The 26,950-nt window shown below is 44.2% G+C and carries 27 protein-coding genes; 13 read left to right on the forward strand and 14 right to left on the reverse strand.

Translation table 11 applies throughout. From position 1 onward, the window contains the following. Positions 1-71 precede the first annotated feature (71 nt). From FH755_RS01320 to FH755_RS01330, 3 genes are read left to right on the forward strand one after another with little or no spacing between them, the layout of a single operon-like run. Positions 72-2,447, forward strand: coding sequence for a phosphoketolase (locus FH755_RS01320; protein WP_292437916.1), 2,376 nt, complete (start codon positions 72-74; stop codon positions 2,445-2,447). Continuing rightward, positions 2,447-3,583 carry an acetate/propionate family kinase gene (locus FH755_RS01325; protein WP_292437918.1) on the forward strand — a complete coding sequence of 379 codons (1,137 nt, stop codon included), beginning with the start codon at positions 2,447-2,449 and terminating at the stop codon, positions 3,581-3,583. Before FH755_RS01320 ends, FH755_RS01325 begins: the two co-directional genes overlap by 1 nt. Before the next feature lie 51 nt (positions 3,584-3,634). Then, complete coding sequence (locus FH755_RS01330) at positions 3,635-4,081, forward strand: ion channel (protein ID WP_292437920.1); 447 nt, start codon at positions 3,635-3,637, stop codon at positions 4,079-4,081. Positions 4,082-4,129: 48 nt separating this feature from the next. On the opposite strand, the gene FH755_RS01335 is transcribed toward FH755_RS01330, so the two are convergent. From FH755_RS01335 to FH755_RS01360, 6 genes are all read right to left on the reverse strand, one after another. After that, a complete protein-coding gene (locus FH755_RS01335) occupies positions 4,130-5,014 on the reverse strand; it encodes a DMT family transporter (RefSeq protein ID WP_292437922.1) in 885 nt (294 codons plus the stop codon). A 78-nt stretch (positions 5,015-5,092) separates the two neighbouring features. Beyond that, the gene (locus tag FH755_RS01340; RefSeq protein WP_292437924.1) at positions 5,093-5,653 is read right to left on the reverse strand and encodes a cytochrome c; all 561 of its coding nucleotides are present in this window, start codon (positions 5,651-5,653) and stop codon (positions 5,093-5,095) included. Between the two features lie 19 nt (positions 5,654-5,672). Then, positions 5,673-7,004 (reverse strand): APC family permease, encoded by a 1,332-nt coding sequence (locus FH755_RS01345; RefSeq protein ID WP_292437926.1) that lies wholly within the window; start codon positions 7,002-7,004, stop codon positions 5,673-5,675. Positions 7,005-7,036: 32 nt separating this feature from the next. Continuing rightward, positions 7,037-7,786 carry a copper resistance protein B gene (locus FH755_RS01350; RefSeq protein WP_292437929.1) on the reverse strand — a complete coding sequence of 250 codons (750 nt, stop codon included), beginning with the start codon at positions 7,784-7,786 and terminating at the stop codon, positions 7,037-7,039. 10 nt (positions 7,787-7,796) lie between these two features. Next, positions 7,797-9,590 carry a copper resistance system multicopper oxidase gene (locus FH755_RS01355; protein WP_292437931.1) on the reverse strand — a complete coding sequence of 598 codons (1,794 nt, stop codon included), beginning with the start codon at positions 9,588-9,590 and terminating at the stop codon, positions 7,797-7,799. Positions 9,591-9,624: 34 nt separating this feature from the next. Continuing rightward, entirely contained in the window at positions 9,625-9,921 is a 297-nt protein-coding gene (locus FH755_RS01360) for a hypothetical protein (RefSeq protein WP_292437932.1), read from the reverse strand. Between the two features lie 205 nt (positions 9,922-10,126). Here FH755_RS01360 and FH755_RS01365 point away from each other — a divergent pair, with 205 nt between their 5' ends. Further along, entirely contained in the window at positions 10,127-10,816 is a 690-nt protein-coding gene (locus tag FH755_RS01365; protein WP_292437934.1) for a heavy metal response regulator transcription factor, read from the forward strand. Beyond that, complete coding sequence (locus tag FH755_RS01370; RefSeq protein WP_292437936.1) at positions 10,809-12,233, forward strand: heavy metal sensor histidine kinase; 1,425 nt, start codon at positions 10,809-10,811, stop codon at positions 12,231-12,233. The genes FH755_RS01365 and FH755_RS01370 overlap by 8 nt, the downstream gene beginning before the upstream one ends. An 8-nt stretch (positions 12,234-12,241) precedes the next feature. On the opposite strand, the gene FH755_RS01375 is transcribed toward FH755_RS01370, so the two are convergent. Continuing rightward, positions 12,242-13,609 carry an MFS transporter gene (locus FH755_RS01375; RefSeq protein ID WP_292437937.1) on the reverse strand — a complete coding sequence of 456 codons (1,368 nt, stop codon included), beginning with the start codon at positions 13,607-13,609 and terminating at the stop codon, positions 12,242-12,244. Between the two features lie 240 nt (positions 13,610-13,849). Here FH755_RS01375 and FH755_RS01380 point away from each other — a divergent pair, with 240 nt between their 5' ends. The 4 genes from FH755_RS01380 to FH755_RS01395 all read left to right on the forward strand — a co-directional run bounded on the left by FH755_RS01380 (position 13,850) and on the right by FH755_RS01395 (position 16,548). Beyond that, a complete protein-coding gene (locus tag FH755_RS01380) occupies positions 13,850-15,091 on the forward strand; it encodes a DNA polymerase IV (RefSeq protein ID WP_292437940.1) in 1,242 nt (413 codons plus the stop codon). Next, a complete protein-coding gene (locus tag FH755_RS01385) occupies positions 15,058-15,537 on the forward strand; it encodes a hypothetical protein (protein ID WP_292437941.1) in 480 nt (159 codons plus the stop codon). The genes FH755_RS01380 and FH755_RS01385 overlap by 34 nt, the downstream gene beginning before the upstream one ends. Before the next feature lie 12 nt (positions 15,538-15,549). Continuing rightward, positions 15,550-16,275: an endonuclease gene (locus FH755_RS01390; protein ID WP_292437943.1), complete on the forward strand. Its 726-nt coding sequence runs from the start codon at positions 15,550-15,552 to the stop codon at positions 16,273-16,275. 102 nt (positions 16,276-16,377) lie between these two features. Next, the gene (locus tag FH755_RS01395; RefSeq protein WP_292437946.1) at positions 16,378-16,548 is read left to right on the forward strand and encodes a hypothetical protein; all 171 of its coding nucleotides are present in this window, start codon (positions 16,378-16,380) and stop codon (positions 16,546-16,548) included. 2 nt (positions 16,549-16,550) lie between these two features. Here the strand turns inward: FH755_RS01395 and FH755_RS01400 are convergent, their stop codons facing one another. Then, the gene (locus FH755_RS01400) at positions 16,551-17,006 is read right to left on the reverse strand and encodes an NIF family HAD-type phosphatase (protein WP_292437948.1); all 456 of its coding nucleotides are present in this window, start codon (positions 17,004-17,006) and stop codon (positions 16,551-16,553) included. A gap of 1,060 nt (positions 17,007-18,066) precedes the next feature. On the opposite strand from FH755_RS01400, the gene FH755_RS01405 reads away from it, so the two are divergent. From FH755_RS01405 to FH755_RS01420, 4 genes are read left to right on the forward strand one after another with little or no spacing between them, the layout of a single operon-like run. Further along, positions 18,067-18,378, forward strand: a complete 312-nt coding sequence (locus tag FH755_RS01405; RefSeq protein WP_292437950.1) for a hypothetical protein — start codon at positions 18,067-18,069, stop codon at positions 18,376-18,378. Continuing rightward, positions 18,368-18,778, forward strand: coding sequence for a hypothetical protein (locus tag FH755_RS01410; RefSeq protein ID WP_292437952.1), 411 nt, complete (start codon positions 18,368-18,370; stop codon positions 18,776-18,778). The genes FH755_RS01405 and FH755_RS01410 overlap by 11 nt, the downstream gene beginning before the upstream one ends. Positions 18,779-18,809: 31 nt before the next feature. Then, positions 18,810-18,980: a hypothetical protein gene (locus FH755_RS01415; RefSeq protein WP_292437955.1), complete on the forward strand. Its 171-nt coding sequence runs from the start codon at positions 18,810-18,812 to the stop codon at positions 18,978-18,980. A gap of 7 nt (positions 18,981-18,987) precedes the next feature. Further along, positions 18,988-19,236, forward strand: coding sequence for a hypothetical protein (locus FH755_RS01420; RefSeq protein WP_292437957.1), 249 nt, complete (start codon positions 18,988-18,990; stop codon positions 19,234-19,236). Positions 19,237-19,411: 175 nt separating this feature from the next. On the opposite strand, the gene FH755_RS01425 is transcribed toward FH755_RS01420, so the two are convergent. The 6 genes from FH755_RS01425 to FH755_RS01450 all read right to left on the reverse strand — a co-directional run bounded on the left by FH755_RS01425 (position 19,412) and on the right by FH755_RS01450 (position 26,809). After that, entirely contained in the window at positions 19,412-21,673 is a 2,262-nt protein-coding gene (locus tag FH755_RS01425; RefSeq protein ID WP_292437959.1) for a TniQ family protein, read from the reverse strand. Between the two features lie 2 nt (positions 21,674-21,675). After that, complete coding sequence (locus FH755_RS01430) at positions 21,676-22,743, reverse strand: TniB family NTP-binding protein (RefSeq protein WP_292437960.1); 1,068 nt, start codon at positions 22,741-22,743, stop codon at positions 21,676-21,678. A gap of 3 nt (positions 22,744-22,746) precedes the next feature. Further along, entirely contained in the window at positions 22,747-24,771 is a 2,025-nt protein-coding gene (locus FH755_RS01435; protein ID WP_292437962.1) for a DDE-type integrase/transposase/recombinase, read from the reverse strand. Continuing rightward, positions 24,764-25,420: a TnsA endonuclease N-terminal domain-containing protein gene (locus tag FH755_RS01440; RefSeq protein WP_292437964.1), complete on the reverse strand. Its 657-nt coding sequence runs from the start codon at positions 25,418-25,420 to the stop codon at positions 24,764-24,766. Before FH755_RS01440 ends, FH755_RS01435 begins: the two co-directional genes overlap by 8 nt. Before the next feature lie 142 nt (positions 25,421-25,562). After that, complete coding sequence (locus FH755_RS01445) at positions 25,563-26,285, reverse strand: hypothetical protein (RefSeq protein ID WP_292437966.1); 723 nt, start codon at positions 26,283-26,285, stop codon at positions 25,563-25,565. A gap of 53 nt (positions 26,286-26,338) precedes the next feature. Continuing rightward, on the reverse strand, positions 26,339-26,809 hold the full coding sequence (locus FH755_RS01450) for a Mov34/MPN/PAD-1 family protein (protein ID WP_292437968.1): 471 nt from the start codon (positions 26,807-26,809) through the stop codon (positions 26,339-26,341). Positions 26,810-26,950: the final 141 nt, after the last annotated feature.

The raw sequence follows: 26,950 nt of genomic DNA on the forward strand, positions 1-26,950 counted from the left end.
AACGGTGATCATTCTTTTATGAGACTGAGAAGTGAGATTACTTTATACACATTGAATGAGGGAATACATTTATGAGTTCTGGCCGTAACGACAGCGTACGAGGATCAACTCTAGAAAAAATGCACGCCTACTGGCAAGCCTGTAACTATTTAGCAGCGGGCATGATCTATCTGAAGAATAACCCGCTCCTGAAAGAACCTTTGACTCCTGAACACATCAAGGATCGTCTGCTGGGGCACTGGGGAACGAGTCCTGGCCTGTCTTTTGTTTATGTACACATGAACCGGCTCATTAACAAATATGATCTGAACTCAATCTTCATTGCCGGACCTGGTCACGGTGCACCTGGTGTGTTGGCACCTGTGTATCTTGAAGGCACTTACTCTGAAGTGTACCCAGAAAAAAGTGAAGATCTTGATGGAATGAGAAAGCTGTTTAAAGATTTCTCTTTTCCAGGAGGGATAGGCAGTCATTGCACGCCCGAAATGCCGGGCTCTATCCATGAAGGGGGAGAGTTAGGCTACAGTATTTCACATGCTTTCGGCGCTGCCTTTGATAACCCAGACTTGATAGTCACTGTGGTTGTCGGTGATGGCGAATCTGAGACAGGGCCTTTAGCAACATCCTGGCATTCAAATAAGTTTTTAAATCCCAGACGCGATGGTGCAGTGTTACCCGTATTACATCTGAACGGCTACAAAATTAACAATCCGACAATCTTATCCCGTATCTCTCATGAAGAGCTGGAAAGCCTGTTTATTGGTTATGGTTATACACCATACTTCGTAGAAGGCCATGAGCCTATGGAAATGCATCGGAAGATGGCTGAAACCATGGAACAATGCGTTGTTGAGATTAAACGTATCCAGCAACAAGCACGAACTCAGGATAGTTTTGAGCGACCCAGATGGCCGATCATCATCCTCAGAAGTCCCAAGGGGTGGACTGGCCCTGACTATGTGGACGGGCACAAAGTCGAAGGTTTTTGGCGGGCACATCAAGTCCCCCTGGCAGGGGTCAAAGATAATCCCAGCCATCTGGAACAATTGGAAAAGTGGCTACGTAGCTATCAACCTGAAACACTGTTTGATGAGCAAGGTAAGCTAATTCCTGAAATAAAAAGCCTGGCACCGACAGGCAGACAAAGAATGAGTGCCAACCCCCATGCTAACGGGGGCGTATTAAGAAGGAAATTAAGGTTACCGGACTTTAAAAACTTCGGGGTCAGTATAGAGCAGCCGGGTGTCAGCCAAGTAGAAAATACCCGGCCACTGGCAAAGTTCCTCTGTGAAATCATGAAATCCAATGAGGATAATTTCCGTGTTTTTTCGCCTGATGAAAATACATCGAATAGGCTAGACGCGATATATGCTGCCAGTAAAAAAATGTGGCTTGCAGAACGCTATCCTGAGGATGAGGATGGCGGGGAGTTATCGCGTGATGGTCGTGTCATGGAGATGCTGTCTGAGCACACTCTTGAAGGGTGGCTAGAGGGGTATTTACTGACGGGACGTCATGGGTTCTTTTCCAGTTACGAAGCCTTTGTTCATGTCATTGACTCCATGTTCAATCAACATGCCAAATGGCTGGACATCAGCAATCAACTATCCTGGCGAGCGCCAGTTTCATCCCTGAATCTTCTGATTACCAGCACAGTCTGGCGTCAGGATCACAATGGATTTACTCATCAGGACCCGGGTTTTCTGGATATTGTTGTCAATAAAAGTCCGTCTGTGTGTCGTATTTATTTGCCACCAGATGCAAACACCCTACTGTCAGTCTCCGATCATTGTTTGAGCTCGGAAGGCTATATCAACGTTATTGTTGCTGATAAGCAGAAACACTTGCAGTTTCTGAGCATGGATGAAGCGGTTCGGCATTGTACAAAAGGCATAGGTATCTGGGACTGGGCGAGTTCAGATCAGGGGGCAGAGCCTGATGTTGTAATGGTGGGCTGTGGTGATATACCCACTCAGGAATCACTGGCGGCAATTTGCTTGCTACATGAATTTTTCCCTGATTTGAAAATTCGATTTATCAATGTCATTGATCTATTCAAATTACTTCCCAGTACCGAGCATCCTCATGGTTTGAGTGATAAAGATTTTGATAGTCTTTTCACTAAAGACAAACCGGTCATCTTTAATTTTCATGGCTATCCATGGCTTATCCATCGTTTGGCGTATAGAAGAACGAACCACAAAAATATTCATGTTCGTGGTTATAAAGAGAAAGGGAACATCAATACGCCACTGGAGCTCGCGATACGCAATGAAATCGATCGATTCAGTATTGCGATGGATGTTATCGATCGTGTGGAGATATTGAGTCCAATCGGTGGACATGCCAAGGAAAAGCTGAAAAATGCTCAAATAGATTGCAGACAGTATGCATATGAATATGGTGTTGATGCACCAGAATACGCGAACTGGACCTGGCCAGCATAATGCAGACTATATTGGTTTTAAACAGTGGAAGTTCTTCACTGAAACTAAAAGTCATCGACCTGGAGTCAGACACTACAGTCTTTGAACTCAATATATCTGAGACTACCAGAAATTTCAGTTATGAACTGGTACTGACTCAAGCTATCAATAAGCTCAAAGAGCACATGGCTGTAAGCCCGATAGAACTCGATGCTGTGGCTCATCGTGTCGTGCATGGTGGTGAACTATTTACTGCACCTGTGTTAATCACTGAAGCGGTTATTGGAGAGATTGAAAAGCTTATCCCACTGGCCCCGCTGCACTTGCCTGGTAATTTGGCTGGTATTCAAATGTGTCTGGACAAGTTTCCAGATGTGCCGCAAGTTGCATTATTTGACACTGCCTTTCATAAAGATCTTCCTGACTATGCCTATCTTTATCCGTTGCCTAAACAATGGAGGACAGAATACGGCATAAGAAAGTACGGATTTCATGGGGCATCACATGGCTATTTGGCAGTGACAACTGCTAAAGCAATGCAACAGCCGGTTCACTCACTCAACCTTATCACTCTGCATCTGGGTAACGGTGCGAGTCTTTGCGCTATACGTAAGGGTATTAGTGTTGATACATCGATGGGATTTACGCCTGTGGCAGGCGTGATGATGGGAACCAGGAGCGGTGATCTTGATCCCATCATTCCTTTATATGTTCAGCACAGCTCTGGCATGGGTCAAGATGAAGTAAACAACAAATTGACCGCTGAATCGGGGTTAGAAGCAGTCTGTGGTTCCCACGATATGCGAGAGATCCTCAGTCGCATGCATTGTGGTGACGTGGATGCAAAGCTGGCAGTGGATATGTTCGTTTACCGAGTCCGTAAAGCCATTGGTGAGTATATGGTGGTGCTTGGTCACGTCGATGCCATTGTTTTCTCTGGCGGCATCGGGGAAAACTGTTCTGAAATACGAGTACGTTGTTGTGAGAATCTGGAGCGGTTTGGTATTTGTTTGGATGAAGAAAAAAACAACCAGTTTCTCAATGGACAGTGTCAAATCTCCAGTGACGAGAGTTTGACAGGTATTTTCGTCATCAACACGAATGAGGAATACCAGTTAGCGCAGCAAACCAGGCTATATCTGTCCAATTTCAGCTAGAACCTGTATCAGTATCAATATGTCGTCGCTTAAACAGCTATGGATGAAAAAATGGCACTGCTGATAATTTTCCCGTTTATTTTAATGACTACAATTATTGTCCATTACATCTTCCTGAGTCGTATGGGTAAGATTTTCGAGACAAAATGGCATCAGTCGACTAAGTTGATTACAGTTTTGTGTGGATTATTCATCGCACATCTCATCGAAATTTTCATCTATGCCATGGTTTACCAAATCACTTCTTCCCTATCTGATATGGCTGCCACACAGCAGGCAAACTTCGCATCTTGGCTAGATTCGCTTTATTTCTCATTTTTGGCATACAGTTCTCTTGGCGCTGGTGATTTATCAGTATCTCAGCCATTCAAGATTTTATATGGGCTGGAAGCCATTAACGGTCTGTTGTTAATTGCGTGGTCAGCATCATTTTCTTTGTTAGCAATGAACAGAGTTCACTTTTGCGAGCCATGTATAAGCGATGCAAAACAGCGTTAAATCCAGAATTATCAGCAGAGTAAAAAGGATTGTGAGACAGGAATCAGCTTATGATTCACTTTTCCTGTTTCCATTTGCGACTGTCACCAGCAAAATAGCCACGATGATAAGTCCTGCACCTAACCACTGTAGCTCTGTTAGTGTTTCTGAAAAAAAGTTAAGTCCCAGATACAGACCGAATACAGGAGTCAGGAAATTATATACGTTGAGCTTGTATAAAGGGGATCTGTGCATGAGCCAGAACCATGTGACAAAGGGAAGTGCTGTACCCACCAATGCCAGTGTCAGAAGGATAAGCGTGTAATTTAATTGCCAGTCTAATAAAGAAAAATCACTTGTGTTAAATGCCAGGAAAGCCAGAGGGATTGAACCAAATAATAACTGGAATCCCATTGCGATAAGGACATCAACCTGGCCCGCAATTTTTTTTAGCAAAACATTGCTAATAGCCACGCCGGTCGAAGCCAGAAACACATAAAGAATCCCTTGCAGTACAGTTTCCCCAGTATCAAATAGGGTGTTTGTTGAGATTATGATAATGCCGACAAAACCCACGACAGTTCCTGCCAGCGATATTTTCCCTAACTTTTCATTGAGTACATACCAGCCCAACACGCCGGCAATAAGTGGCTGGGTGTTGGTTAGAACAGTCGCAAACCCGGGATTGAGTAATTTGCCAGCATAGAACATACCCCACAGGCCAAGTCCTGTTCCGCTAAACCCTATGATGCAGATATAAACCCAAATTCTGATAGTGTTGGGAAAGCGGCGATTGATGAGTAGCGCGATTGCAATAAGGACAGCACCCGCAGTGATTGCCCTCAAAAAAGCCGTTATCATCACTGGCGCATAGGGCAGACTTAGCTTGATGAGTGGGTAACAAAGCGCCCACATCAGCATTACAGCAATCGCACCAAAGTTAATAACTTTCAAACTAAAGCTCGAATCAATGAAATCATTGGCTTGTTGTTATTCACGATACTGAGTTTGATGAGCAGCCATTACAGTCATTCAATGACTGTGTGGGCTCTCCTCGCTGCCCCTGGCAGTCAGAATTTGGTACTGATCCGGAGAGAGTTCAGGCAGTTTTTTCAAGAAGGCAACAATATCCCATATACGTTGATCATCATGACCTGGAGCCCATGAGGGCATTGCCGAGGCCTTGATGCCATGCTTGATGATCCAGAAACGACGTTGATCAGCTGCTATTTCATCAATATTCCAATCAGTTGGCTTGGTTAAATTTGGCGGCGATGGGTAAAGTCCGAGCGTAAAATCAGTTTTCGACACTGATGGGCTTAGATGGCAGGAAACACACATTTCGTTGTAGTCAGGTCCGCCTCTAAGTAATCTTGCTGGTGATGACAAATCATCTGGCACATGCACATTAGCTGCAGCTTTCGCGACAGATCTTTCTCTTAGGGTTTCTAGCAGCCAAAAAGTCACTTTGTTGTGTGGCACGTCAGCGCCTATCTGGTATGTACCAGAGTAGATAAATATCAATATTGCCAAGATAGTTGCCAGAATTAAAAGCAATAAAATTTTGATGTAACGAAAAAGGCAAGATTTCATTGTTTATCCACTGGCGTTATCAGTCATCGTCTGCTGGATGCGAGTTTAAAAAGGCTTTTTCTACAAACCAGATAGTGGCCATTATGCCCAGAGCAACACCCAGTATGACTGGGTCGCTCAACCACTTACTGAGACTAAATCCAGCAAGCAAAACCACATTGAGACAAATGGCGATGACAGGGATGACAGGGCTGGCATTAATATCCTCACGCAGGTGCCTCAATACCCCCCAGTGAATCGCCATATCCATGACCAGGTAAAGGATAATACCCAGAGAGGCAATCCGGCTCAGATCAAAAAATAGTGTTAATACCAGCCCCAGAACGACAGTATAGACAAGGGTGTGCTTTTGAATACTGCCGGGCATGCCAAAATGGCTGTGTGGCACCAGTTTCATTTCAGTCAGCATTGCCAGCATCCGGGATACAGCAAAAACACTGGCCATCAGACCGCCAGCAGTTGCCACAATGGCGATGATGACTGTGAACCAGACGCCGATTTCACCCGCTGCGGGCCTTGCTGCAGCGGCGAGGGAGTAGTCCCGCGCAGTAATTATCTCCTCAATCGTGAGATTCCCTGCCACGGACCAACCAACAAGGGCATAAATAATAATGCAAGCGGCAATAGAAATGATAATGGCCCTGCTGATGTTTTTCCGTGGGTTTACCACCTCAGAACCACTATTGGTAATTGTGGTAAAGCCTTTAAATGCGAGAACGCCGAGTGCCGTGGCAGCGATGAAAGCATTCCAGTTGCCCGGTATGGCTGAAAGATTGATGTCAGATTCGAGACCTTGTCCCGATCTCAGCATGAGGTAGAGGCCTAACAAGCCGAAGACAAAAATGCCAACAATTTTGACTACGCCCAGGAAATAAGCCGTTCCTTGAATATATTTGTTGCTTGTTAGGTTAATCAGAAAAACGGCGACTAACAGACATGCCCCAAGCACAGGCACCCAGAAAGCCGTGTTTTCAACATCAAAAAGTTGCAGGGTGTAACTGCCAAAGGTTCTGGCCAGAAAGCTCTGGGCGATGACCATGGAGACATACATGAGCAGGGCATGAAATGCCGTAGTCAGGGAGTGGCCATACATCTTATGCAGATACATGCCGATACCGCCTGCTGACGGGTATTTGTCAGAGACCTTGATGTAGGAGTAGGCGCTGAAACTGACGACGATAGCTGCTGCCAGAAAGGCAAAGGGAAAGGCAGATCCTGCCAGTTGTGCCATCTGGCCGGTCAGTGAAAAAATCCCGGCCCCAATCATCACGCCGGTGCCCAAAGCGACGGTGCCTGTCAGAGATAAACTGTTTTTCTGATAATGCGTGCTGTGATCACCGTGATCTGACATCTGTCATCCTTATTAATGCTGTAAATTTGTGACTAGAACCACATACGAACGCCGGCTACCAGGCCAAGTTCATTGTGATCTTTCCCCTGAGCCTGTTCCAGGTCCGCAGTCTGTCCAAGGGCACTACGCCAGTAAGCGCCAATGTAGGGGGCAAACTCTCGACTTAACTCATATCGATAGCGAAGTCCCAACCTGACACTATTGATGCCACTGGGCCGGTCATACTCCAACGCGTCAGTGAATGCCGCATTCAGTTCCAGTCTGGGTTGCAGGTAAGAAACCTGTGACAGGCGAATGTCATATTCAGCTTCTACTTTAGCTGAGACATCACCATCCTCATTAATCTGTAATGCGTTATCCATTTCAAAACGGTATGGTGCCAGCCCGAACAGACTCACCACGGCATAGTGTTCAAGGTTGACATCAGACTTTAACGAGCCTCGCGCCCCCAGACCGGCCTGCAGCTCCCAGAAAGGGGAGATCAGCTTGCTGCCCAATATCTCAGTTCGCTCGAGGTCCGAGGGCTCGCCATCATTGAGCTGGTTCTCGCCTTCGCTTTTGAAGTACACCCGTGTTTCATCACCGCCATACCAGGCCAGCATATCCCAGGTCGCGACATTGTCACCATTGTCATTCTGACTGATTTCCAGGCGATCAATCATCAACTGTCCGGTGTAATAGGGCTTGATAGGTTCTGGCCAGTCATCCTTGGCATGCTGAGCCATGACTGCGGATGCCATTAGCGCTAATGGCATTGATAACAATGCAATAACTCTCTTCATAGCGGACCTCTTAAACAACAGAGACGACACGGAACATGCCGGCTTCCATGTGATAAAGCAGGTGACAATGGAATGCCCAGCTACCCGGCGCATCAGCACTGATTTGTAATGACACCACCTCGCTGGGTTTGACGCTGATAGTATGTTTTCGAGGTCTTGGATATTGACCATTTTCAAGCTCCATCCACATCCCATGCAGGTGGATCGGATGCTCCATCATGGTGTCATTAACGAGTATCAGCCTCAGCCTTTCGCCATAGTGAAACTCAATCGGACCATCAACCTCTGTGAACTCGATACCGTCAAAAGACCACATGTATTTTTCCATGTTGCCGGTCAGGTGTAACTCGATTTCTCTTGCGGGTTCCCGTTCATCCGGCCATGGATGGGCCCCAATCAGATCCCCGTAAACCAGCACACGGTGATCAACATGCTCAAGTCCCACGCCAGGCTCATTCAGACGACTGACCGGGTTCTCGGCAATCATCGCGGCACCGGGGCCATGGCCGCCGTCCTTGTGCGTGACTTTTATTTTCGGGGCAGAGGGAAGGCCAGCATGACCTGAATGGTCGTCAGTCATCTGCTTCATATCCATGTCGGACATATTGTCCATCTGATGGCTCTGATTACCATCGGACATCGTCCCCATATCATCCTTCATAGCCATCGCTGACATATCATGGCCCATGCCCATCGCTGCCATGCCTCGTTCTGGGGTCGGTCTCAGAGCGGGCACCTCGGCTGACTGGCCCATTTCCGTGGCGAGCGTGCCGCGAACATAACCACTTCGGTCCATACTCTCGGCAAAAAGCGTATAGGGGCGGGTGTCTTTGGGTTGAACAACGACATCATAGGTCTCTGCCACACCTATTCTGAATTCATCAACCGCGACAGGCTTGACGGGTTGACCATCGGCAGAGACGACAACCATCTCCAGCCCTGGAATTCTGAAATCAAAGAACGTCATGGCCGAGCCATTGATAATTCTGAGACGCACTTTTTCGCCCGGTTTATAGAGTGCCGTCCAGTTAGTCTGGCTATCGCGACCGTTCATCAGGTAGGTATAGGTGGAGCCGGTGACATCCAGAATGTCCCGAGGACTCATACGCATACCGTTCCACATCGAGCGCTCTTTCCAGGTTTGTTCGAATCCCTGTTTTTCTATGTCATCAAACGTGTCGAAAATGGTGCGCTGATGATAGTTGTAGTAGCCTTCGGCCACTTTAAGGTGTCTGAATACATCATGCGGATCTTCAAAAGTCCAGTCACTGAGCACAATCACATGCTCCCGATCAGCACCGATGTCGCCGTCCGCCGAGTCGATGATCAGAGGTCCCAGGTGGCCAAGCTGTTCTTGCAAGCCTGAGTGACTGTGATACCAGAAAGTCCCGTGCTGTTTGACATCGAACTCGTAATTAAAGGTCTGTCCCGGTTTGATGCCCGCATAGCTCACACCGGGCACACCGTCCATATTTTCCGGCAGGATGATGCCATGCCAATGAATAGACGTGTCCTCATCGAGTGCATTCGTCACGTTCAGCCTGGCACGCTGACCTTCCCTGAGTCGAATCAGCGGGCCGGGCATGGAACCATTGATACTGATCGGGCTGGTCGTCTGGCCTGCAACAGTCATAGGCTGGCGCTCGACCAGCAAATCGACTGTCTCATTGCTGTCGATAATCTGCCCATAACTCCGACCCAGGGGACTTGCCCAGGCAGGCGCCATTTTTGCCAGCAAGAGTGCCGAACTTAATTTTAACGCTGACGAGATAAACTTTCTTCGACCTGTTAGCGGTGACTTCATAATTGATAATCGTTTATTGATTAATAAGTTTCACTTACTGGTGATTGTGTTGCATGTCAGATTTTTTATCTGCGTTTGAATTCATATGATCATTTGAATGTCCCTGCATGTCATGGCCATTCATGTCATGAGACATACATTTTTGCATCATTGCCTGCATGACCGGGTCATTCATGTCCATCTTACCGTGATCCATATCTTTCATTGCAGCACAATTCGGTTCTTTGCTGCTACCCATGTCTGCATGATTTCCCTGTTCATGTGCATAAACACCAATAGGAGCCTGGAATGCAAAAATTGCCATAATTATGTGCGGTAATTTTAATTTCATCGTCTGTTCCCTATTTAATTCCGAGTTTCTATTAGAAAAACAATATCGTATCGCTACATAATGCAGACTACCTGGTCACCAATTACATAGACATGACTCAAACATGACAATAATGTAATGCCGAACAAAGATGCAGCACGTATGCTGAACAAGAAGTCTTAGTCCTGGTAAGGCGTTTATTAATTGATTTTTCGGGAAGGTGTAAATGCGCATACTCGTTGTTGAGGACGAAGCAAAAACAGGTAATTACATTAAGCAGGGATTAACCGAAGCCGGTTTTCTCGTAACGCTCTCTTCAAATGGCTTGGATGGATACCACCATGCTATGACTGAGGCTTTCGACTTGGTCATCCTGGATGTCATGCTGCCAGATGTTGACGGCTGGAAAATTCTTCAGTCACTACGTGAATCAGATAACCAGACCCCGGTGTTATTTTTAACAGCACGGGATAGTGTTAATGACAGGGTAAAGGGCTTGGAGTTGGGGGCGGATGATTATCTCGTCAAACCTTTTGCATTTGTGGAACTACTGGCAAGGGTGAGAAGTTTGTTACGTCGCGGGACTTTGTCAAATATAACTGATCAGTTCAAAATCGCTGACCTCATGGTAGATATATCATCGAGGAAGGTCAGCAGGGCAGGGAAAAAAATTGCTTTGTCTCAAAAGGAATTCCTGTTGCTTGAATTATTCATCCGTAGAGAAGGTGAGGTGTTGCCAAGATCATTGATAGCCTCTGAAGTCTGGGATATGAATTTTGATAGTGATACCAATGTGATTGATGTCGCAGTAAGGCGGCTACGCGCCAAAATTGATGATGATTTTGGAGTCAAACTGATACATACCATTCGTGGCATGGGGTACAAATTTGAGGATGAGACTCAAGGCAATGACTAGGTTTAATCTGGGTCAGCTATCCTTGACTTTGAGATTGATGATGTTCGTCGGAACTGCGATAGCACTCAGCTTGATAGTAAGCGGTTTCCTGGTGTTGAAGTCAGTCAAGAACCATTTTGCAGAGCAGGACTATGAGGAATTAGTTGTCGTACTCGAGAGTATCAAGCACCAACTAAACAGCATTGATGCTGATACAGCAAAAGTTCAGCAGGCTTTATCAAAAGCGGTCTCAGGCCATCACGGTATTTTTTTTCGTGTAGACACTGTAAATGGAAAACAGTTATTTCTCTCCAAGGGGGCTGAGTTTCTTGAGCGTCTTGAATATGAACAAAAATTAGAAAGCGCCAGCCGGGAACAATTGAAAAAATGGCAAATCGGCAATGGTCTTTATCGAGGCTTGATTGCTGAGCTCTCTGTTAATGGCCAGACATATAACGTAATAACTGCAATGGACATGGCCTTTCACAAGCAGTTTCTCGATAAATTTACTATCAAAATGTGGTTGATGATGTTAGCCATAGGCATCGTCACCATGAGTGCGACCTGGTTTGGCATCTATCAGGGCCATCGGCCACTCAAGTCTCTAAGTACAAAAATCAGAAACATTCAGACAAACCAGCTGGATGAGAGACTTAATCCAGATGATTTGCCTATTGAGCTGAGAGATCTGGCTTTATCGTTCAACGAAATGCTGCAGCATGTAGAAGAGGGGTTTGAGCGGTTATCCAATTTCTCAGCTGACATAGCCCATGAATTAAGGACGCCGTTGACAAATATCATTACGCAGAACCAGGTCATGGTGGTTCAGCACCGATCATCAGATGAATACAGGGAACTGCTCTATTCTAATCTGGAAGAGCTAGAGCGTCTTGCCAAGATGGTCAGCCAGATGCTCTGGCTGGCTCAGAGCGACAACAAGCTCATCAAACCCGCTGCAAAATTTATTAATCTGAACCAGGAAGTAAAAGAACTATTAGAGTTTTTTGAGGCATTAGCTTCAGAAAAAAATATCAAGCTTATCCAGGAGGGTGAGCTGCCGAGGATATATGCTGATAGAGACCTCTTACGACGTGCAATATCGAACCTTATTTCGAATGCTATCCGACATACACCCAGTGGCAAGGCAATCAGGGTCGTTGCAAGTGCCAATCAACAGGACAAAATCCAACTTGATTTCATTAACCCGGGTAAGCCGATTCCTGGTCAGCACCTGACAAAAGTATTCGATAGGTTTTATAGAGTGGATCCATCCAGAAGTGAGCACCCTGATGGTACCGGGTTGGGACTTGCCATAACGAAATCAATCATCGAGGCACACGGCGGAAATATCAGCGTCGATTCAAATCTCCAACAAACCGTATTCACAATATGGTTACCTATCAATGAATCGGACAAAACGACAATTGAGCTTGCCTAGGGCATGGGCTATTTTGTGGGTCTCTGTCCCCCGCGTGTGTCGAGTTCACTCCCACTTGATGTTGCCAACACATGATGAATAGAAGTGCCGCAATGGGTGAGCAATGGTTCACGGCTTCGATCTCGCATCCACATCAATGCTCCTATAGCAATAACGGCCCAAATCAAGGTCAATGCAACTGGTGCCAGTGCGGAGCCACTAATGAGAATTAACCAACTCGCTAGCATGGGTGTCGTGCCGCCAACCAGCCCGAGCCCGACATTGAAAACGATGGAATAGCCTGTCAGTCGGTCATCCTCCGGAAACAGCTCAGCAAACATGGCTGGTGCAGCGCCAAGGGGTACCGCCAAAATCAGCCCGGTAATAATCTGACCAACAAAAATTGCGATAGGATTTCCATTTTGCATCCAGATAAATGCAAGGGCGCATGCAGCTCCCAAAAACGTAAAATCCCATACCAGGAGACGGGTTCGTCGAATTAATCTGTCCGAGACCCAGCCACCGAGAGGAATAACAGGCAACAGCAACGCCAATGTCAGGGTATTGGCCTGCATGGCTTCACTCAGTGAAATATCACTAATTTCGCTAACCCAGGTAGGCAAATAGACAAGGGCAAGGTAAAACAACGCGCCGTATCCAGATGAGAACAGTACACCCTGAGCCATTTGTACACGGTTACATGTGAATGCCTCTTTAAGTGGGGAGTTCGGGCAGCGAGCTTTCTCATAGAGCTTAAATTGTGGGGACTCCGGTAAGTTTTTACGCAAAAGAATGGCAATAACCCCTAGTATCCCGCCGACCAAAAACGGTACACGCCAGCCCCAACTTGCAAGCACATCAGCTGAAAACACATCAGTAGCTATCGCTGCAGCACCAGATCCTAGCAACATTCCGATTAGGCTGCCTGTATTGGCCCAACTACCTGCCAAACCACGCTCTTTAGGCGGTGCCGTTTCTACCAGATAGGTCACTGAGGTAGAAAATTCGCCTCCCACTGAAAGCCCCTGAATCATCCGTACAAGCACAAGGAGGAGAGGGGCAAGTATTCCGGCAACTTCATAGCTTGGTAGTAAGCCAAGTACCAAGGTAGGAAAAGCCATCATGGCAACGGATAAAAGTAGTGTCCTGCTGCGGCCAATAGTGTCGCCGAGCCAACCGAAGATAACTGATCCTAATGGCCTCATAATGAAGCCGACCGCGAAGACGCCATATGTGGCAATTAGTGATACAAGTCTGTCTTCACTGGGGAAAAATACATCAGAAAGTACTGATGCCATAAAACCGTAAAGCGCAAAATCGTACCACTCGATGATATTACCGATAACGCCTGCCGCGATGGCTGTTGTTCGTTGGTCCTTGCGGAAATGGAAAAGCATAGCTCTGTAAATAATTTCTAATCAATAATTAATCAGAGCATTCTATTTATTAACATTCCCTGTCACAAGATAACTGGTTGAATGAGAGCATTTACTGTTGCCTCACGTTATAATTTTGATTGAATTTAACTGAACCCGATCCCTTGATCAATTCTGCTATGTTCTCTATATTTTCTCTACTCATTATTTTCTCATTCGAGAATGAGCATCTGGCCAATGTAGTGGAGCTATCCCTGAATCATGCAAGCACACCATCAAATTCAATACTGGTCACGCATGATTGCCTTGGTGGATATGAACTGTTTCTTTGCGCAGATTGAGCAGCAGGATTATCCATTCTGGCGAAATCGGCCCGTGGGTGTGACCAATGGTAAGCTCGGTAGCACTATTATCACAGCCTCCTATGAGGCTCGGAGTTACGGTGTTAAAACTGGAATGGGGCTTAAAGAGGCAAGACAGCTATGTCCAGAAATCATTCAGGCACCAAGCAGGCCAAACCGTTATGCAGCTGTCTCCTCATCAATCATGGCGGCCTTATACGATATTGCACCGACAGTCGAGGTGTATTCAGTCGATGAGGCATTCCTGGACTTAACGGATTGCCAGGCGATATATCAGGGAGCTGAACATATTGGACGCCTGATTAAAGACACCATAAGCAATGTTTCAGGGCTTACCTGCAGTGTAGGCATCAGCGGTGATAAGACGACTGCTAAATTTGCAGCCAAACTGAATAAACCTGATGGCTTAACCATCATAGAGCCCTGGAACGCACAAACTCGCTTAGCTAATGAAGATGTCACAGAGCTCAGTGGTATCAATAAAGGCATAGCGAGATTTCTGGCTCAATACGAGATCTACAAGTGTGGTGACATGAAAAAGGTGCCTATGAGCCTTATAGCCAAAAGGTTTGGTAATCCGGGGCGTCGTATTTGGCTGATGGCTCAGGGTAAAGATCCGGAACCTGTTATCACAGAAGTCAAAGACCCCAAATCGATAGGTCACGGAAAAGTGTTGCCACCAGGCACCAGAGATAAGGCTGTCTTATTGACCTATTTTCAGCACATGTCTGAAAAAGTAGGCGTGAGACTGAGAAGGCACCAGTTTCAGTCAGATACCTTTTTCATTGGCATAAAGACAGAACAGGGCTGGCTATCAGCCAAGGCTAAGCTACAAAACAGCACCGATGATGGTGGCACTATATATAAACTCTGTTTGGACTTTGTTGATAAATACTATTTTGGTCAGGAGTCCAGGCAGGTCCAAGTAACAGCTCTATCCCCCTTGCATGGTAAGCAGCAGGACTTATTCATTGATAACGACGCCAAACAGAAGCGTGACTCGTTGAACCAGGCAATGGATAACATCAATGAAAGATACGGTGAGTTCACTGTGGCTCCGATGCGTGTTGTTGGCAGAAGTGAAATGCCGAACGTCATTGCGCCAGCATGGAAGCCATCAGGGCACAGGAAGACAATCTGATGTGCGGCGGTGTTTATTTCCAGTATGGTGATGATGTCCTTAGAATTTTCTATCCCAATCCCAAAGCTGTACTGCCCGTACTAATGAATGATGGGGAAGTGCAGTTAGTAGCCTGGGGTAGGAGACAAAAACAATCCGGCAATCTACCCATGACTGGGTGGGCTCGTCTGGATTCCATATATGCCGGACGTTGGGACAAATACTTTCCTAAACCTGTAAAAATACCGGTGCTGAGTTTTATGGAAAAAGACTTGGAAGGTGTGAGTCATTGGTATGACTTACAAAAGGGACAATTTATTCAGGGTCTGATAGCCAGAGAAGGTAATGAAAAACGTATCTATGTGGTGACAATTGAGCCAGAGCTTGAAGATGCTCAAATTCATAGTCGTTGGCCTCGTATAGTTCAAAAGGGCGAACGATCCAGAATCAATCAATTTGATATGTAGTTAGGAAAGAAAATGAAAGGACTTAAAACAGTTTTTTTGTTGGCGGCATTATTGCTGCCATTCACAGTAGCAGCAGAACCAACAGACTCATTTAGTAAAGCAAAAAAACTGATGATGGAGAGGGTCTATTTTGATCACAGAGAAACGCTTTACTGTGGTGCTAAATTTGATGCCAAGAAAGACATAGCACTGCCCACTGGTTTCCATACAGATAAATATATAAAACGTTCTAAAAGGCTAGAATGGGAACATGTTGTGCCTGCAGAAAACTTCGGACGAACATTCAGCGAGTGGCGTGACGGCCATCCGAACTGTATCGACTCAAAAGGTAAAGCTTTCAAAGGTAGAAACTGTGCCAGCAAGGTCAGCATCGAATATCGCTATATGCAAAGCGACCTATATAACCTCTATCCTGCTATTGGTGCGGTTAATGCCATGAGAAGTAACTATAATTTCACCATGATGCCAGATGCTGCAGCAGTCTTTGGAACATGTCAGGTGAAAATTGATGGAAAGAAGGTAGAGCCACCAATGGAGTCCCGTGGGCAGATAGCCAGAACTTATCTTTACATGGAGCAACGTTACCCACGTTATAGGATGAGCAAGAGTCAAAAGCAACTTATGACGGTCTGGAATTCTCAATATCCGGTCACCTCAGCTGAGTGCAAAAGAGCAGACAGAATTGCGGCTATTCAAGGTAATGAAAATCGCTTTGTCAGTGAACAATGTCAGAACTAGCTAGTATCGCTGTAGGTACCATGCAGGCTTAACGTCGAGTCTTTGCGATACTTTTACAATTAGGGCTAACATGAAGGTTAACTGCTCTAGAGGTCTGCAACTATGAGTGATGAAAAGGAGAAGTCAGAAAGTCCCGTCCTTTCAGAGAAAGATCAGGGTGAGCTTTATGACAGACTGACCTCAAAAGCTTCACGCTTGGGCGCTGATGAGTTGTTCTATGCTTCAGAAGATGAGCTCAACGCCAGCTTTACTTCTTACGAAGATCAGGACTGAGTTTAGGCCTCGTTCAAAAGAAACTCCTTCAGTCTGTGCAATACAACATCTAGCTCGTTATCCTGCATGTCAGGCATCGCATGCGTATATGGCTCCATATACTGTTTAATTTCTATCAGCCTGTGTTTCTGAGTCTGTTTAATATACGGCGGATAGTCGTCCACGATAATGACCTTATCGATGTCTTCCCTGACGAAACGTAAGTCTTTGTGTTCACCGACCCAATCAATGTATCTAGTCGTGGAAAACCACTTTGGTGCATAGCCGTTAGCAACTAAACGGTCTGCAATCGCTCTGAATCGCTCCTCATCCACCGTAGTGAAGACGCAGATATTTTCTCTTCCAAACAGTAACTCACATTGAGACAGAAATGACATTAAGCCCGGCCGAGAGAACTGGCTTATAGCGCTCGTGATGAGTACCCCCTCAAAATCTAAAGCCAGCGTTAAGTCAGTCATTCGATTCTCCGAATTACTCATATTCGTAAGTACATAGCCTAGTAGCTATCAATACATAAATACAACGCGCAGGGATGACTTTGCGCAAATTCTGATGACCGAAAAAAGTGGTTTAAGGGGGGCTTTTTCAAAAATTACAAACTAAAACAGTAATGTACCTAAAAACTCATTTTGTGTATCTAGATAACATTATGAAATTATTGGAAAAAACAAAATAACTGTGCAACAAATTGAGTAGGTTTTATGGGAGTTGGTTGCGCATGGTTCAGAAAATTCCACCTGGCAAGGTCACGATGAGCGACTGGAATATTGTGATAGTCGAGTTCGAAGGGCACGTGGTTGAGAAATTCCTCGGCTATTGCTACGAGCTCTCACATTACAGGTTCAGCTCACAAATTGTTGAGTATGACCCTGAGTCAAATACCGGCAAGACGGTGTCTGGCTCAAGTTATGTCTTTTTAGAAAGACCCGGGAAACTTCATCCCTTAGCACAGGCATATTTACATCAGTTCAGTCGGTGTCCGGGTATTCATGTTCGATTGAAATATGAGTGCTGAGCCATGAAGCGAGATTTCTCAGGAAAGATAGCCAAGCAGTGCCCCCTGATATATCGCAGCGGAGGTCATTTTGACTGTGAGTCAGCTTGGTATGAGCTCACTCTCAATTTATCTCTTGAGCTTGAGAGGCTCACGCGAGAATTGAAAGACGATGAGTGGCGGAGCTTGGTGGCCTGCCCATTGTGACTCAAGTGAAACAAAACTATGGCGGCCTACGCTTTTACATGAGCGCCCCTCTCACGGATGACATGCGACGTCTGATTTCAAAGGCAGAAGACGACTCGCTCCATATTTGTAAGATCTGAGCTGCTAAAAGCAGGCTGATTGAAGTTAACGGCTGCTATTACATGACCTGCTGTAAAGAGCACCAGATTGAGGGGCTGCCATTCAAAGAGGTCGACCTCGATGATTGGGAGTAGCAGTGGTGCCGGCTTAACGTTCGATCGGCAAGGTGTTTGATTTTCAGGTGCGTGAAGCATATTGAGTTTTACAAGGAGGCAAGCATGATTATTCCCGTAGCACCAGCCCACGTCACAATGTCCAAATGGAACATTATCGTGATAATTCACAAAGGCAAAACGATAGAGAAGTTTCTCGGGTATGACGTCAATGCCCGGAACTACCGGATCAGTAGCCAAATCATCGAGTACGACGCTGAAAACAAGCGAGGAAGGACGGACTCCGGGTCAATCTATGCATTTCTCGATGAGCCGGGGCAGTTACACCCGCTCGCCAAAGAGGTTTTTGACAGGCTCAATGCCTGGGATGAAGTTGAGGTCTCACTTAAGTTTAAGGACGCTCAGAATGAGGAATGATTTATCTGAGCGGCTCATGATGCGTTGTCCCATTATCTATCGAGGCGCCATACCGGGTCCCAACCGAATCGTCATGCATTTTGGCTTTGAGTGTAGTTCGGGCTGGTTTGAGATGGTATTACTGCTCTCTGAAGCCATCGAGCGAATTGCGGCAAGGCTAAAAAATGAAGGCGTTGAAGAAAGTAGGCTTCCCATGGTCTGTCAGGTTAAACAAAAGTTTGGCGGGCTTCGTTATTACATGGAAAACGGTAATGAAGAAATCTACGCACTGATTCAAGAAGCTCAAGCAAAGTCATTTCACATCTGTGAGATTTGTGGCGCGTATGGCGAGCGTCTAATCATTGGTGGCTTCTACACGACGCGTTGCAACGAGCACACACGTCCGGATTTGGGCGACTGATGCCGACACCTCCTTTAGATGAGATCACACGATGAAATTCCAGCTGTATTCAGACATTCATATTGAGACACGCGGCTGTTTTTCTATACCTAAACTGGATTCGGATTTGATTATCCTGGCGGGCGACATTGATGTTGGATTGGAGGGGCTGAGCTGGGCTGAAGAACTGACGAGGTTTCATAAACGGCTGATGAGTGTCTAAGGAATCGATGGCTATTCAAATAATAGAGAAATTTCTTGGTTACAGCGTGTACGATGAACATTATCGAATCAGTAGCCAGGTACTCGAATATAATGAGAATACCAAAAGGGGTATAACTACCTCTGGTTCAGTTTATGAATTCCTTGATGAGCCAGGTAAGCTGCATCCATTGGCCCAAAAAGTTTTTGATAAGCTAAATGCTTGGGAAAAAGCCGACGTTTCATTTAAGTTTGACGTGTCGACTGATGAGAGGTGATTCACCCGAAAGGATTATGAAAAGCTATGCAATCATTTAACGAAGGCATAAATATGTTTCTCATACAAAACAGATTTGCTTGATCATCGTACGTCGCTGTGGTTGGCAGGTTTGAAATGATTCTAATAATCTGTGACTAGAGAGTGTAATCAACAATGTCGTTGACACTTACTGATTACCACCAATTTTCATGTGACAGCGTTTCGATGTCTTGTCTTTTGTAAAAGTAGTTTTTGAAATCATCTATCCCAGGGCCAGATATTGGTCTTAGTTTACTTTGTTTTCTTAGGTTATTTATTACGTACTTTTCTACACCTAAGAGCTCAGCTGCATCAGCGCCTGAGAGTGCCTTCTCCTTAAATTTCTTGATCTTAACTAACTGTTTAAAATCCACATACTCATTGCCCAGGCCATCTTTAATGACTTTGAGCCGACGAGACCTTATCCAGTTGTAATAAAAGCGTGTCGTACTCTCATTCAAACTATTGCTCGCTTTATTGAAAGACATTAGGTACGGATTGTTTAGATAACGGATTCTGTATGTTCGGAGTTGTGAAAGCCTTATGTATTTTTTGCTTACTGGCAACTCTGGATTTCTTTCTAGTTTGATGTAATTTTTTTTGATCAATATGGCGAGCTTCTGTGATGAGATATTCAGAAATTTTGCTGCTTCTGTTGATGTGAGTAGTGATAAATCTTCAATAAGCGTTTGGTAATATGCTCTATGAGCTCGTTTGGGTTTTCGGCCTGTATTCGTATCATATTTTTTTTTGTTAACGACAGATAACATGTCTAGCCGGCGAATATCACTACGCTTGAAGATATAGACTTTATTACCGTCACAAAGTGGCCCTGACACGGGGCTGATACCTTCATCGATTATTTTTTCTGAAAGGTTGGTTGGATTCGTTTCACAATCTTTGGCTAATTCAGAGATGAGTACATAATTCTCATGAAATTCCACGACGTCTTTAATGTGGATAAATTTCCTGTTGCTGAGATTTATGCATGGGATAAGTTTGTCAAGAGTTGAATATATGACTGCAGGATAAGTTTTCAGCTTTTTAGCAGCTTGATCTACTGAGATATAAGCTTGGTCATGTTTTCTTTTGCGTGTACGATTGATGAATGCCTTTAAAGACTTTTTACTGAGCTCTATGTCCAAAAGTCCATGTGCAGAAGCTTTTATTACGAACTGAACTTTGCCATCAAGCATGGAAGAAATAAGCATTCCAAATGGGCGCTTATTGGCGACGCTACAGGTTTTTAGGTGTTCTCCAATAGTGATGGGGTCTTCAACGTCCGAAATACTATTGGCACTTAATTTGTCCAGTATTTGGGAAACATGGTTAAGTGAATAATGGTAGTCACCACTACTGTCGACAGGGGGGCCTGAAACAGGAAGTAAGGCTCCCTGGAGTTCCATGCTATGCAGCAATGTTTTTGAGATATTTAAACACGCACATAGGTCACTTTTTACAATTGTGTTTGTTTGCCTGTAAAAGTAATCTGATTGTAAGTAAAAAGTCTTTTGCTCAATGGTCTTGTTACTGTAAATATTTTTGAGGCCTACAGCTCTTGCCAAGACATTTTTATCAGAGACTGGGATGAAGTATTGACTTAGATACGGCCCAGTATCTAAATTGCAAACAGTAAACATTAATGTTTTATGCAAAGCATAATTCGGTTGCCATTGCAGTTCATATCTGTATTGCTTTCTTTTTGAGTCAGCGAGCTTATAGCTCTTATCGTTAATGAGATTTATGAGGTCAATTAAGTCATCAAAACGACGTGTAGATGTCTCGTCAGAAATTATTAGTCTTTTGTCGTCTGAAGTGTAATTAAGAAGGTATTGGATCTCTTTGGACAACCAATTTTGGTTGTGATCAACTTTAATGGGATTAATCCGGGTCAGGTCAAAGCCACATTGACAATATCTTACCCCTTTTCGATTCCAGGTAAGCTGAGAGTTACATTCAATGCAGTAGTCAACCAATAGTACATCATGTTCAGGACAGCAAGTCAGAGGCGCAAAGTCCCATATTGACCTGTGATAAGAACTCTCTCTCAAACATTCGACACATACCTTAGGGTAGGCAAACCGAAGAAAATTTGATGGGACATCATAGTAGAAGAATTCATGGATGTCTGGTTGATGATCAGCTGAGGCTAGAACGATCGGATAGCGAAGGCTTTCCAACGTATCAACTGATTCTTGTGTGAGTTCTGAAAACCCCAACAAATCAATATCTCCAGAAGACAATAGCTTTACATAATCGTTGACATTGGCCTTTTCCGGTTCACTTTCTAACCCAGCTTTAACGATATTAAAAGGAGTCGAATAGTAATTTATTTCAGCTAGTCTCAGTAGATACCCCATAAAACTCTCAGACTCATAGGGAGCGGGGCGAGCTAGCAGCCTTGGATAAGTACTCACAGTCAAAAAATGTCTTTTACAAGCTGCGTACTTTTACGACGTACTTTTTGAGGACCCTGTGTATCAGAGCTGGTAACGATACCTTTGTACGCATCCTGAATACAGCGCCATGACATTACTTTGTTAATTGGGGTTCTGAATGGATTCCCCTCTGCAGTTTGATTTTTACCAGGTGCATTTTCAAAAGCTTCAGCTAGGTACTCAAGACTGATACAGGAAGCCTGCTCTTCAATAGCCTCTTCACCCGCTGCATGAATGATCCGCATAATGTCGTCAATGAAGCCATTCGAAGCGGCATATAATCGAATCGCAAGTTCCTTATCGGCCAACTTACTCAGGGTTTCAAAAGGCATTAATTTATCGACTTCAGCCAAGAATTTTCTAAAGGTTTTGAAATTATCATCGTCACTAATCATGAAAGGACGCATTTCAACAGAAGCATGAAATCTTCGTGAAACTTCTGGATCAACATCGAATACTATGCTGGCACGGCCCGTTCCTACCATGATGATCGGAATTCCGGTTTCAATAATCATGACTTTTATTGTTTTAGCCAGTTCTAATAACACTTTATTTGATGAGTCAGTTTTGTTTGAAATGAGATGTTGGAATTCATCCAAGATTATTAACTCGACGCCTGAATCTTGAAGGTATTTATAGAATCGAAGTTTTGTTGTGTCAGAGTCTTGGTCGTTGACTAAATTTACAGGTACATCCTGAGGTTTGCAGTTGCTGATTTGTGCAAGTAATGCCGTAAGGAGACTTCTGATAAATTTCCTCGGAGTTGAATCAGACGGAATAACTGCGTTAAAGATAGTGAGCTGTGAAGATTTAGCCTTAATGGATGGTGGATGTTGCTCCATGTACTTCTTGATAACTGTGGACTTACCTGAACCTGTGGGACCAATAATGCTCATAGATTTTGGCTCCGGGGAAATGTCCTTGCTTCTATGAGCACGCTGCATCTTTTTAAGGATTTCTTGAGATTGAGGGTGAGCGATATATATATTATTGAGTAGGATTAGTCGCTCACGCTCGCTGAGTAAGTGTTTATTTCGTTGTTCTGCCATTATTTAATCTTTTTTTAGAGAATAGTCAGCTTGCCAGTCAGCACTGTCCTCGTAGAGTTCATCCAGATCGTCATCTGATATACCGGGCAATGCTGAGCTTTGACGTGAAACGCTTTGATCTAATATCTGTCGTGTTGTGTTTTTACCAAAGTCAGATAAACCTGCATAGGTATTTTGTGAGTCATGCACCGTGGTGAGTTGGCGTTGGGTTTGCTGGCCCACATTGCGATAACGAGCTTTTTTTGAAGCTCTTCTGATGCTTTTAGTTACTAACCTCTCTTGCTCAATAATTTCTTGAATTCTTTTTTCCGCATGCATCAGTGCATCAACGTCCGTTGAATCGAAGTTCTGCGCAGCATGTTTTTTTATCATCTGATGTTGGAACAAGGTTTTGTTACTTGCATATTGAAGGTCGAGGCAAGGAGCAACAATATAGACTTCTTTGAATGGGTCAAAGACAAAAATTTTTCCAATATCACTAGGATCGAATTTAATTTTAACTCTATTGTCGTCTTTCAACTCTCTTCTCAGTAAGCTTAACTCCCTTGAGTTATATCTCAGCGATTCGAAATCAATTCCGTAGTGCTGCAGACTACGTTCCTCCGTTTTACCCAGCGTTATTTGAAGCATATTAAGGTTTTTAGGCATACGTGGTGGGTACCACTCTATTTCTGAATTCCACAAAGCATTGGGTGGAACATTAGTGCTGCTATTTTTGCTGTTGTTGTATATATCAACAATCCACTGATGAACAATTTCTACTAATGCACTAAAGCTGATGATGGCATCTTTCTGGGGGTCGTATTCATGCTTTTCAAAAATATTGTTAAAAGTTTTACCCGGTATGTCATTAAGTAATCCATCAGCAATCGTTCTAAAATGTCTTTCAACGAGCCCTTTATACCAGGGGTGCCTTGGAGGAGAGCGAGGTTTTTGTATCCCCAAACTTCCACAAATCTCATTAAAATCGTTACTTAAAAACTCTTTGCCATTATCGACTAAGATGACTTCAGGTATACCGTAAGCAAGCCAATCCAGCTGAATATCTGGATATATGATCTTGAGTTCAGTTTTAGGCAAAATGGCATGCCTTAAACACTCAATCACACTAAGAATACTGGGTGGGGAAAAGCTCAGATAAAAGCCCAAGACCATCTTGGAATATTTATCAATTAGTGTTGTCAGTGTCGGACGACCAAGTGGGAGCCTTGTTTCATCATCAACAACACAAAATGGAATGGGGGTGTGATCAATCTCTGTAATCTCCAAGGGCCTTGTTGGCCTTGAGCCAGCTCCGTAATATCTGAAGTACCTCTCTGCTGTCCGTCTATTGAATCTTCGCTCGTAAACAAGAAATTGGTCTAAAGCTTCAATACGCTTACGGAAAGAGTCGTAGCAAGGGTAACTCGTTATTTCAGACTCCCAAGCTAGAGTAGCAAGGCGCTTATATGATTTTTTAATTGTTGGTCTTTCGCGGGTTAAGTAATGATCGATTGCCTTTTGAATAAGGGCTTCGACCTCTATACCGAAACGCGGCGTTCTGTTTCCCTTTTTAAAGTGTTCATCAACCAGGGAATTAATATTCTCATCAGCGTTAATGTAGCTTTTGAGCCAACGTGTGATGGTGGTCCAGCTTTTTGGGGGCTTTGTGTCCTGAATTTCTTCTGCTACACGGTTAATCAGATCAAGCTTTTGTTTCTTGGTAAGGCGGACATCATAGAAGTGTTTTGCTTCATTGACATAAGCTAACTTCCTCAGTGCATTTTCTTTTAAATGTTTGGGGTGAGCTTGAAAGTCAACTAAGGGTGATGTTTCCGTGATTGATGTTAAGTCGATTTCATCATCATCAAGAAAGGTCAATTGCCCATTGCTAAGCTTTGAGTGCAGCTCACTTTCTCTAAAGTATGAGTTGATGGCTGTTTTGAGATCTGTCAGCTGATATGTTTTGTTTTTTTGGGTTGAGGTGATCTCATAAACCCGCTTTTCCATGAGTACCTTTGCACCCACTTCAAATTTATAATTAGCCATTAATCTGCACCTGACTGAGTCTGAGAAGTGTATCCGGGCCAAGTGGGTGAGTTGCCAGCTCAAACTCAAAGTATTTTTTCGCTATAGCGGCGTAACAGTCTACGAGTTGAAGCCCGTGTGATTCTGCAAGATCTTTAAGATCAGATAGAGTGAGAATACCGTCGTGAATTCGGTCAACATCGTTGAGAAGTGAATCAGTTTCCGCTGGCGGGAGTTCCTGCCAGATATAACGATATAGCAATTTGAGATTACCGAATAAAGGCTCGACGCGAAGGTCGACATCTGTTACGACAGCATAGTCGAATCCGTCTAGTTCCATCGCTGCTGTAATGGCAGCAGTTTTTTCAATAAATTCGGGTTTTTGTGTGGTGGAATACGTTTTTACTTCCACATACTTCAGTTTGGGGGTTGACCTGCGGACAACCTCGAAATCAGGGAAATGGTTATGGTATTTATTCTTGAAGGAATAAGGGTATTTGATAGGTTGAGGATGGTACTCAATAACATCATCATCGAACTCAAGGTAAAAAAGGAAATCACGCTCTACCTGTGAGTCCCATTCAACCATGCGTCTCATTTTGTAGCTGGGAAAATTTCCAATAACACGGTCCTTACCGCCATTGTTGATCTTCCGTGCTGGTTTTCTCACCCATATGCTCCTTTGCAGTGGCACTTTTCTATGCCAATTAATGGAGGCAATATAGGTTAGTGGTATCAGAAATGCAACTTATGGTCGTTTAATGTGACAGGGGTAATTTAAAAGCGGCAAATAATATTATCTTGTTCGCTGACTATAGATATTTTGAAAGCGGCTCATCCTTGTCTGTCTTATCAGTGATCTTTGTAAGCTTTAAATTTCCTGCTGTATTTAGGCCCTTCCACCACATACGACGGGTCCAATAAATTCCAGTCAGAAGGTTTGGGGTTGATGCAGACCAAGCAAGATCTGCTGCACCTCTATGAGCATCCTGATCAGAGGTTTTAGGTTCTGGAGTTACCTGTTCATATACATAAACAAGGTTGACTGTGTCTGCATCATGCTTTCTGAGCATTGATGAGGAAAGGCTATGAGAGTCACCAGCAGTACTGCTAAGTTTTCCTTTAACTTTGACACAAAAAAGAGAGGCCTTTATTTCTAGCACCATTTTATCGGCTTTTAATTGAATTTGACCGAGCTTCTCTGCCGAAACTTTTTCTCCTGTTAGGGCTGCATGATTTACGCACTCAATGATTGGCCAGTTTGATTCACTTGAGCCCACCCATATGCCATTAATATCAGGGAAAACGTGTTTATTTAATGCAGGGAACTTCCTCCATATCAGTCTCCAGCCAGAATAATATGATGGGGCTCCAAACCAGAGGGTAAAACAAAAATAAATCAACATGACAAAGAACCTAACCACATCCACTTTAGATGCATCAACAAGGTCACACAATGAAATCAAAACAACTAGAAAAAGGCTGTAGCCGATTAAGATTCCATACCACCATGATTTAGGTATGAGCCTATACATAATTATGTCACCAATCCAAATGTTCGGTTATAGGTAATTTGCAAAGTGATTCTTCATTCCTGAGTGTGTAGGGACAATGCTTTTATTTGATTACCAAGCTTTTTCCCTACCCAAATATTCCTTCGCCCAATAATTAAGAGTATTGAGGGGGCTGGATCTGTTAAGTTTTTTTTCCAACTTGTTAAGTCGAGCAATGAAGGAGATGGGACATCTTCAGGGTGTGTGTGCCATTCGCCAACATAATTGAGTATTCCTTTGGATGCATAGAAAGCCTGATTCACGGCTAATTGATGATGACGTCCCTTGCGATTAACTGAAAACCTTGTTCTGATGTCACCTTGTCCAGGTTCAGAAATATGCCTAATGATGATGTGCTCCCCTCGACGCTCACCGATAAGTACGCCTGCAGCTTCATCATTTTCCAGGTTCATTTGTCTATGAAAATATAACTTTTTGTATGCTGAGGATATGATAACGACCAAGTTTCCATCACTATCTTTAAAAGTCAGATCCGTCTCATGCATTACAAACTACACAAGGGTTCTACCCCGATTTTGCGGACACTTCAAAGAAGCCTGATAATGGGCAAAAGGAGTGTTTATGTCAAAGAGAAGAAAATACAGCCCCGAGTTCAAACAGGGTGCTGTTGAGCAAACCCGGCAGCC

Source organism: Methylophaga sp. (assembly GCF_009711715.1).
Taxonomy (GTDB): domain Bacteria; phylum Pseudomonadota; class Gammaproteobacteria; order Nitrosococcales; family Methylophagaceae; genus Methylophaga.

What these genes read in the sequence shown, in the direction of transcription:
- FH755_RS01320 (WP_292437916.1), top strand. Translation starts at nt 72, where the DNA reads ATGAGTTCTGGCCGTAACGACAGCGTACGAGGATCAACTCTAGAAAAA.
- FH755_RS01435 (WP_292437962.1), bottom strand. Translation starts at nt 24,771, where the DNA reads ATGGCTAATTATAAATTTGAAGTGGGTGCAAAGGTACTCATGGAAAAG.
- FH755_RS01355 (WP_292437931.1), bottom strand. Translation starts at nt 9,590, where the DNA reads ATGAAGTCACCGCTAACAGGTCGAAGAAAGTTTATCTCGTCAGCGTTA.
- FH755_RS01395 (WP_292437946.1), top strand. Translation starts at nt 16,378, where the DNA reads ATGAGTGATGAAAAGGAGAAGTCAGAAAGTCCCGTCCTTTCAGAGAAA.
- FH755_RS01330 (WP_292437920.1), top strand. Translation starts at nt 3,635, where the DNA reads ATGGCACTGCTGATAATTTTCCCGTTTATTTTAATGACTACAATTATT.
- FH755_RS01365 (WP_292437934.1), top strand. Translation starts at nt 10,127, where the DNA reads ATGCGCATACTCGTTGTTGAGGACGAAGCAAAAACAGGTAATTACATT.
- FH755_RS01400 (WP_292437948.1), bottom strand. Translation starts at nt 17,006, where the DNA reads ATGACTGACTTAACGCTGGCTTTAGATTTTGAGGGGGTACTCATCACG.
- FH755_RS01410 (WP_292437952.1), top strand. Translation starts at nt 18,368, where the DNA reads ATGAGGAATGATTTATCTGAGCGGCTCATGATGCGTTGTCCCATTATC.
- FH755_RS01340 (WP_292437924.1), bottom strand. Translation starts at nt 5,653, where the DNA reads ATGAAATCTTGCCTTTTTCGTTACATCAAAATTTTATTGCTTTTAATT.
- FH755_RS01360 (WP_292437932.1), bottom strand. Translation starts at nt 9,921, where the DNA reads ATGAAATTAAAATTACCGCACATAATTATGGCAATTTTTGCATTCCAG.
- FH755_RS01430 (WP_292437960.1), bottom strand. Translation starts at nt 22,743, where the DNA reads ATGGCAGAACAACGAAATAAACACTTACTCAGCGAGCGTGAGCGACTA.
- FH755_RS01390 (WP_292437943.1), top strand. Translation starts at nt 15,550, where the DNA reads ATGAAAGGACTTAAAACAGTTTTTTTGTTGGCGGCATTATTGCTGCCA.
- FH755_RS01385 (WP_292437941.1), top strand. Translation starts at nt 15,058, where the DNA reads ATGGAAGCCATCAGGGCACAGGAAGACAATCTGATGTGCGGCGGTGTT.
- FH755_RS01370 (WP_292437936.1), top strand. Translation starts at nt 10,809, where the DNA reads ATGACTAGGTTTAATCTGGGTCAGCTATCCTTGACTTTGAGATTGATG.
- FH755_RS01350 (WP_292437929.1), bottom strand. Translation starts at nt 7,786, where the DNA reads ATGAAGAGAGTTATTGCATTGTTATCAATGCCATTAGCGCTAATGGCA.
- FH755_RS01380 (WP_292437940.1), top strand. Translation starts at nt 13,850, where the DNA reads ATGCAAGCACACCATCAAATTCAATACTGGTCACGCATGATTGCCTTG.
- FH755_RS01450 (WP_292437968.1), bottom strand. Translation starts at nt 26,809, where the DNA reads ATGCATGAGACGGATCTGACTTTTAAAGATAGTGATGGAAACTTGGTC.
- FH755_RS01375 (WP_292437937.1), bottom strand. Translation starts at nt 13,609, where the DNA reads ATGCTTTTCCATTTCCGCAAGGACCAACGAACAACAGCCATCGCGGCA.
- FH755_RS01445 (WP_292437966.1), bottom strand. Translation starts at nt 26,285, where the DNA reads ATGTATAGGCTCATACCTAAATCATGGTGGTATGGAATCTTAATCGGC.
- FH755_RS01345 (WP_292437926.1), bottom strand. Translation starts at nt 7,004, where the DNA reads ATGTCAGATCACGGTGATCACAGCACGCATTATCAGAAAAACAGTTTA.
- FH755_RS01420 (WP_292437957.1), top strand. Translation starts at nt 18,988, where the DNA reads ATGGCTATTCAAATAATAGAGAAATTTCTTGGTTACAGCGTGTACGAT.
- FH755_RS01325 (WP_292437918.1), top strand. Translation starts at nt 2,447, where the DNA reads ATGCAGACTATATTGGTTTTAAACAGTGGAAGTTCTTCACTGAAACTA.
- FH755_RS01415 (WP_292437955.1), top strand. Translation starts at nt 18,810, where the DNA reads ATGAAATTCCAGCTGTATTCAGACATTCATATTGAGACACGCGGCTGT.
- FH755_RS01405 (WP_292437950.1), top strand. Translation starts at nt 18,067, where the DNA reads ATGATTATTCCCGTAGCACCAGCCCACGTCACAATGTCCAAATGGAAC.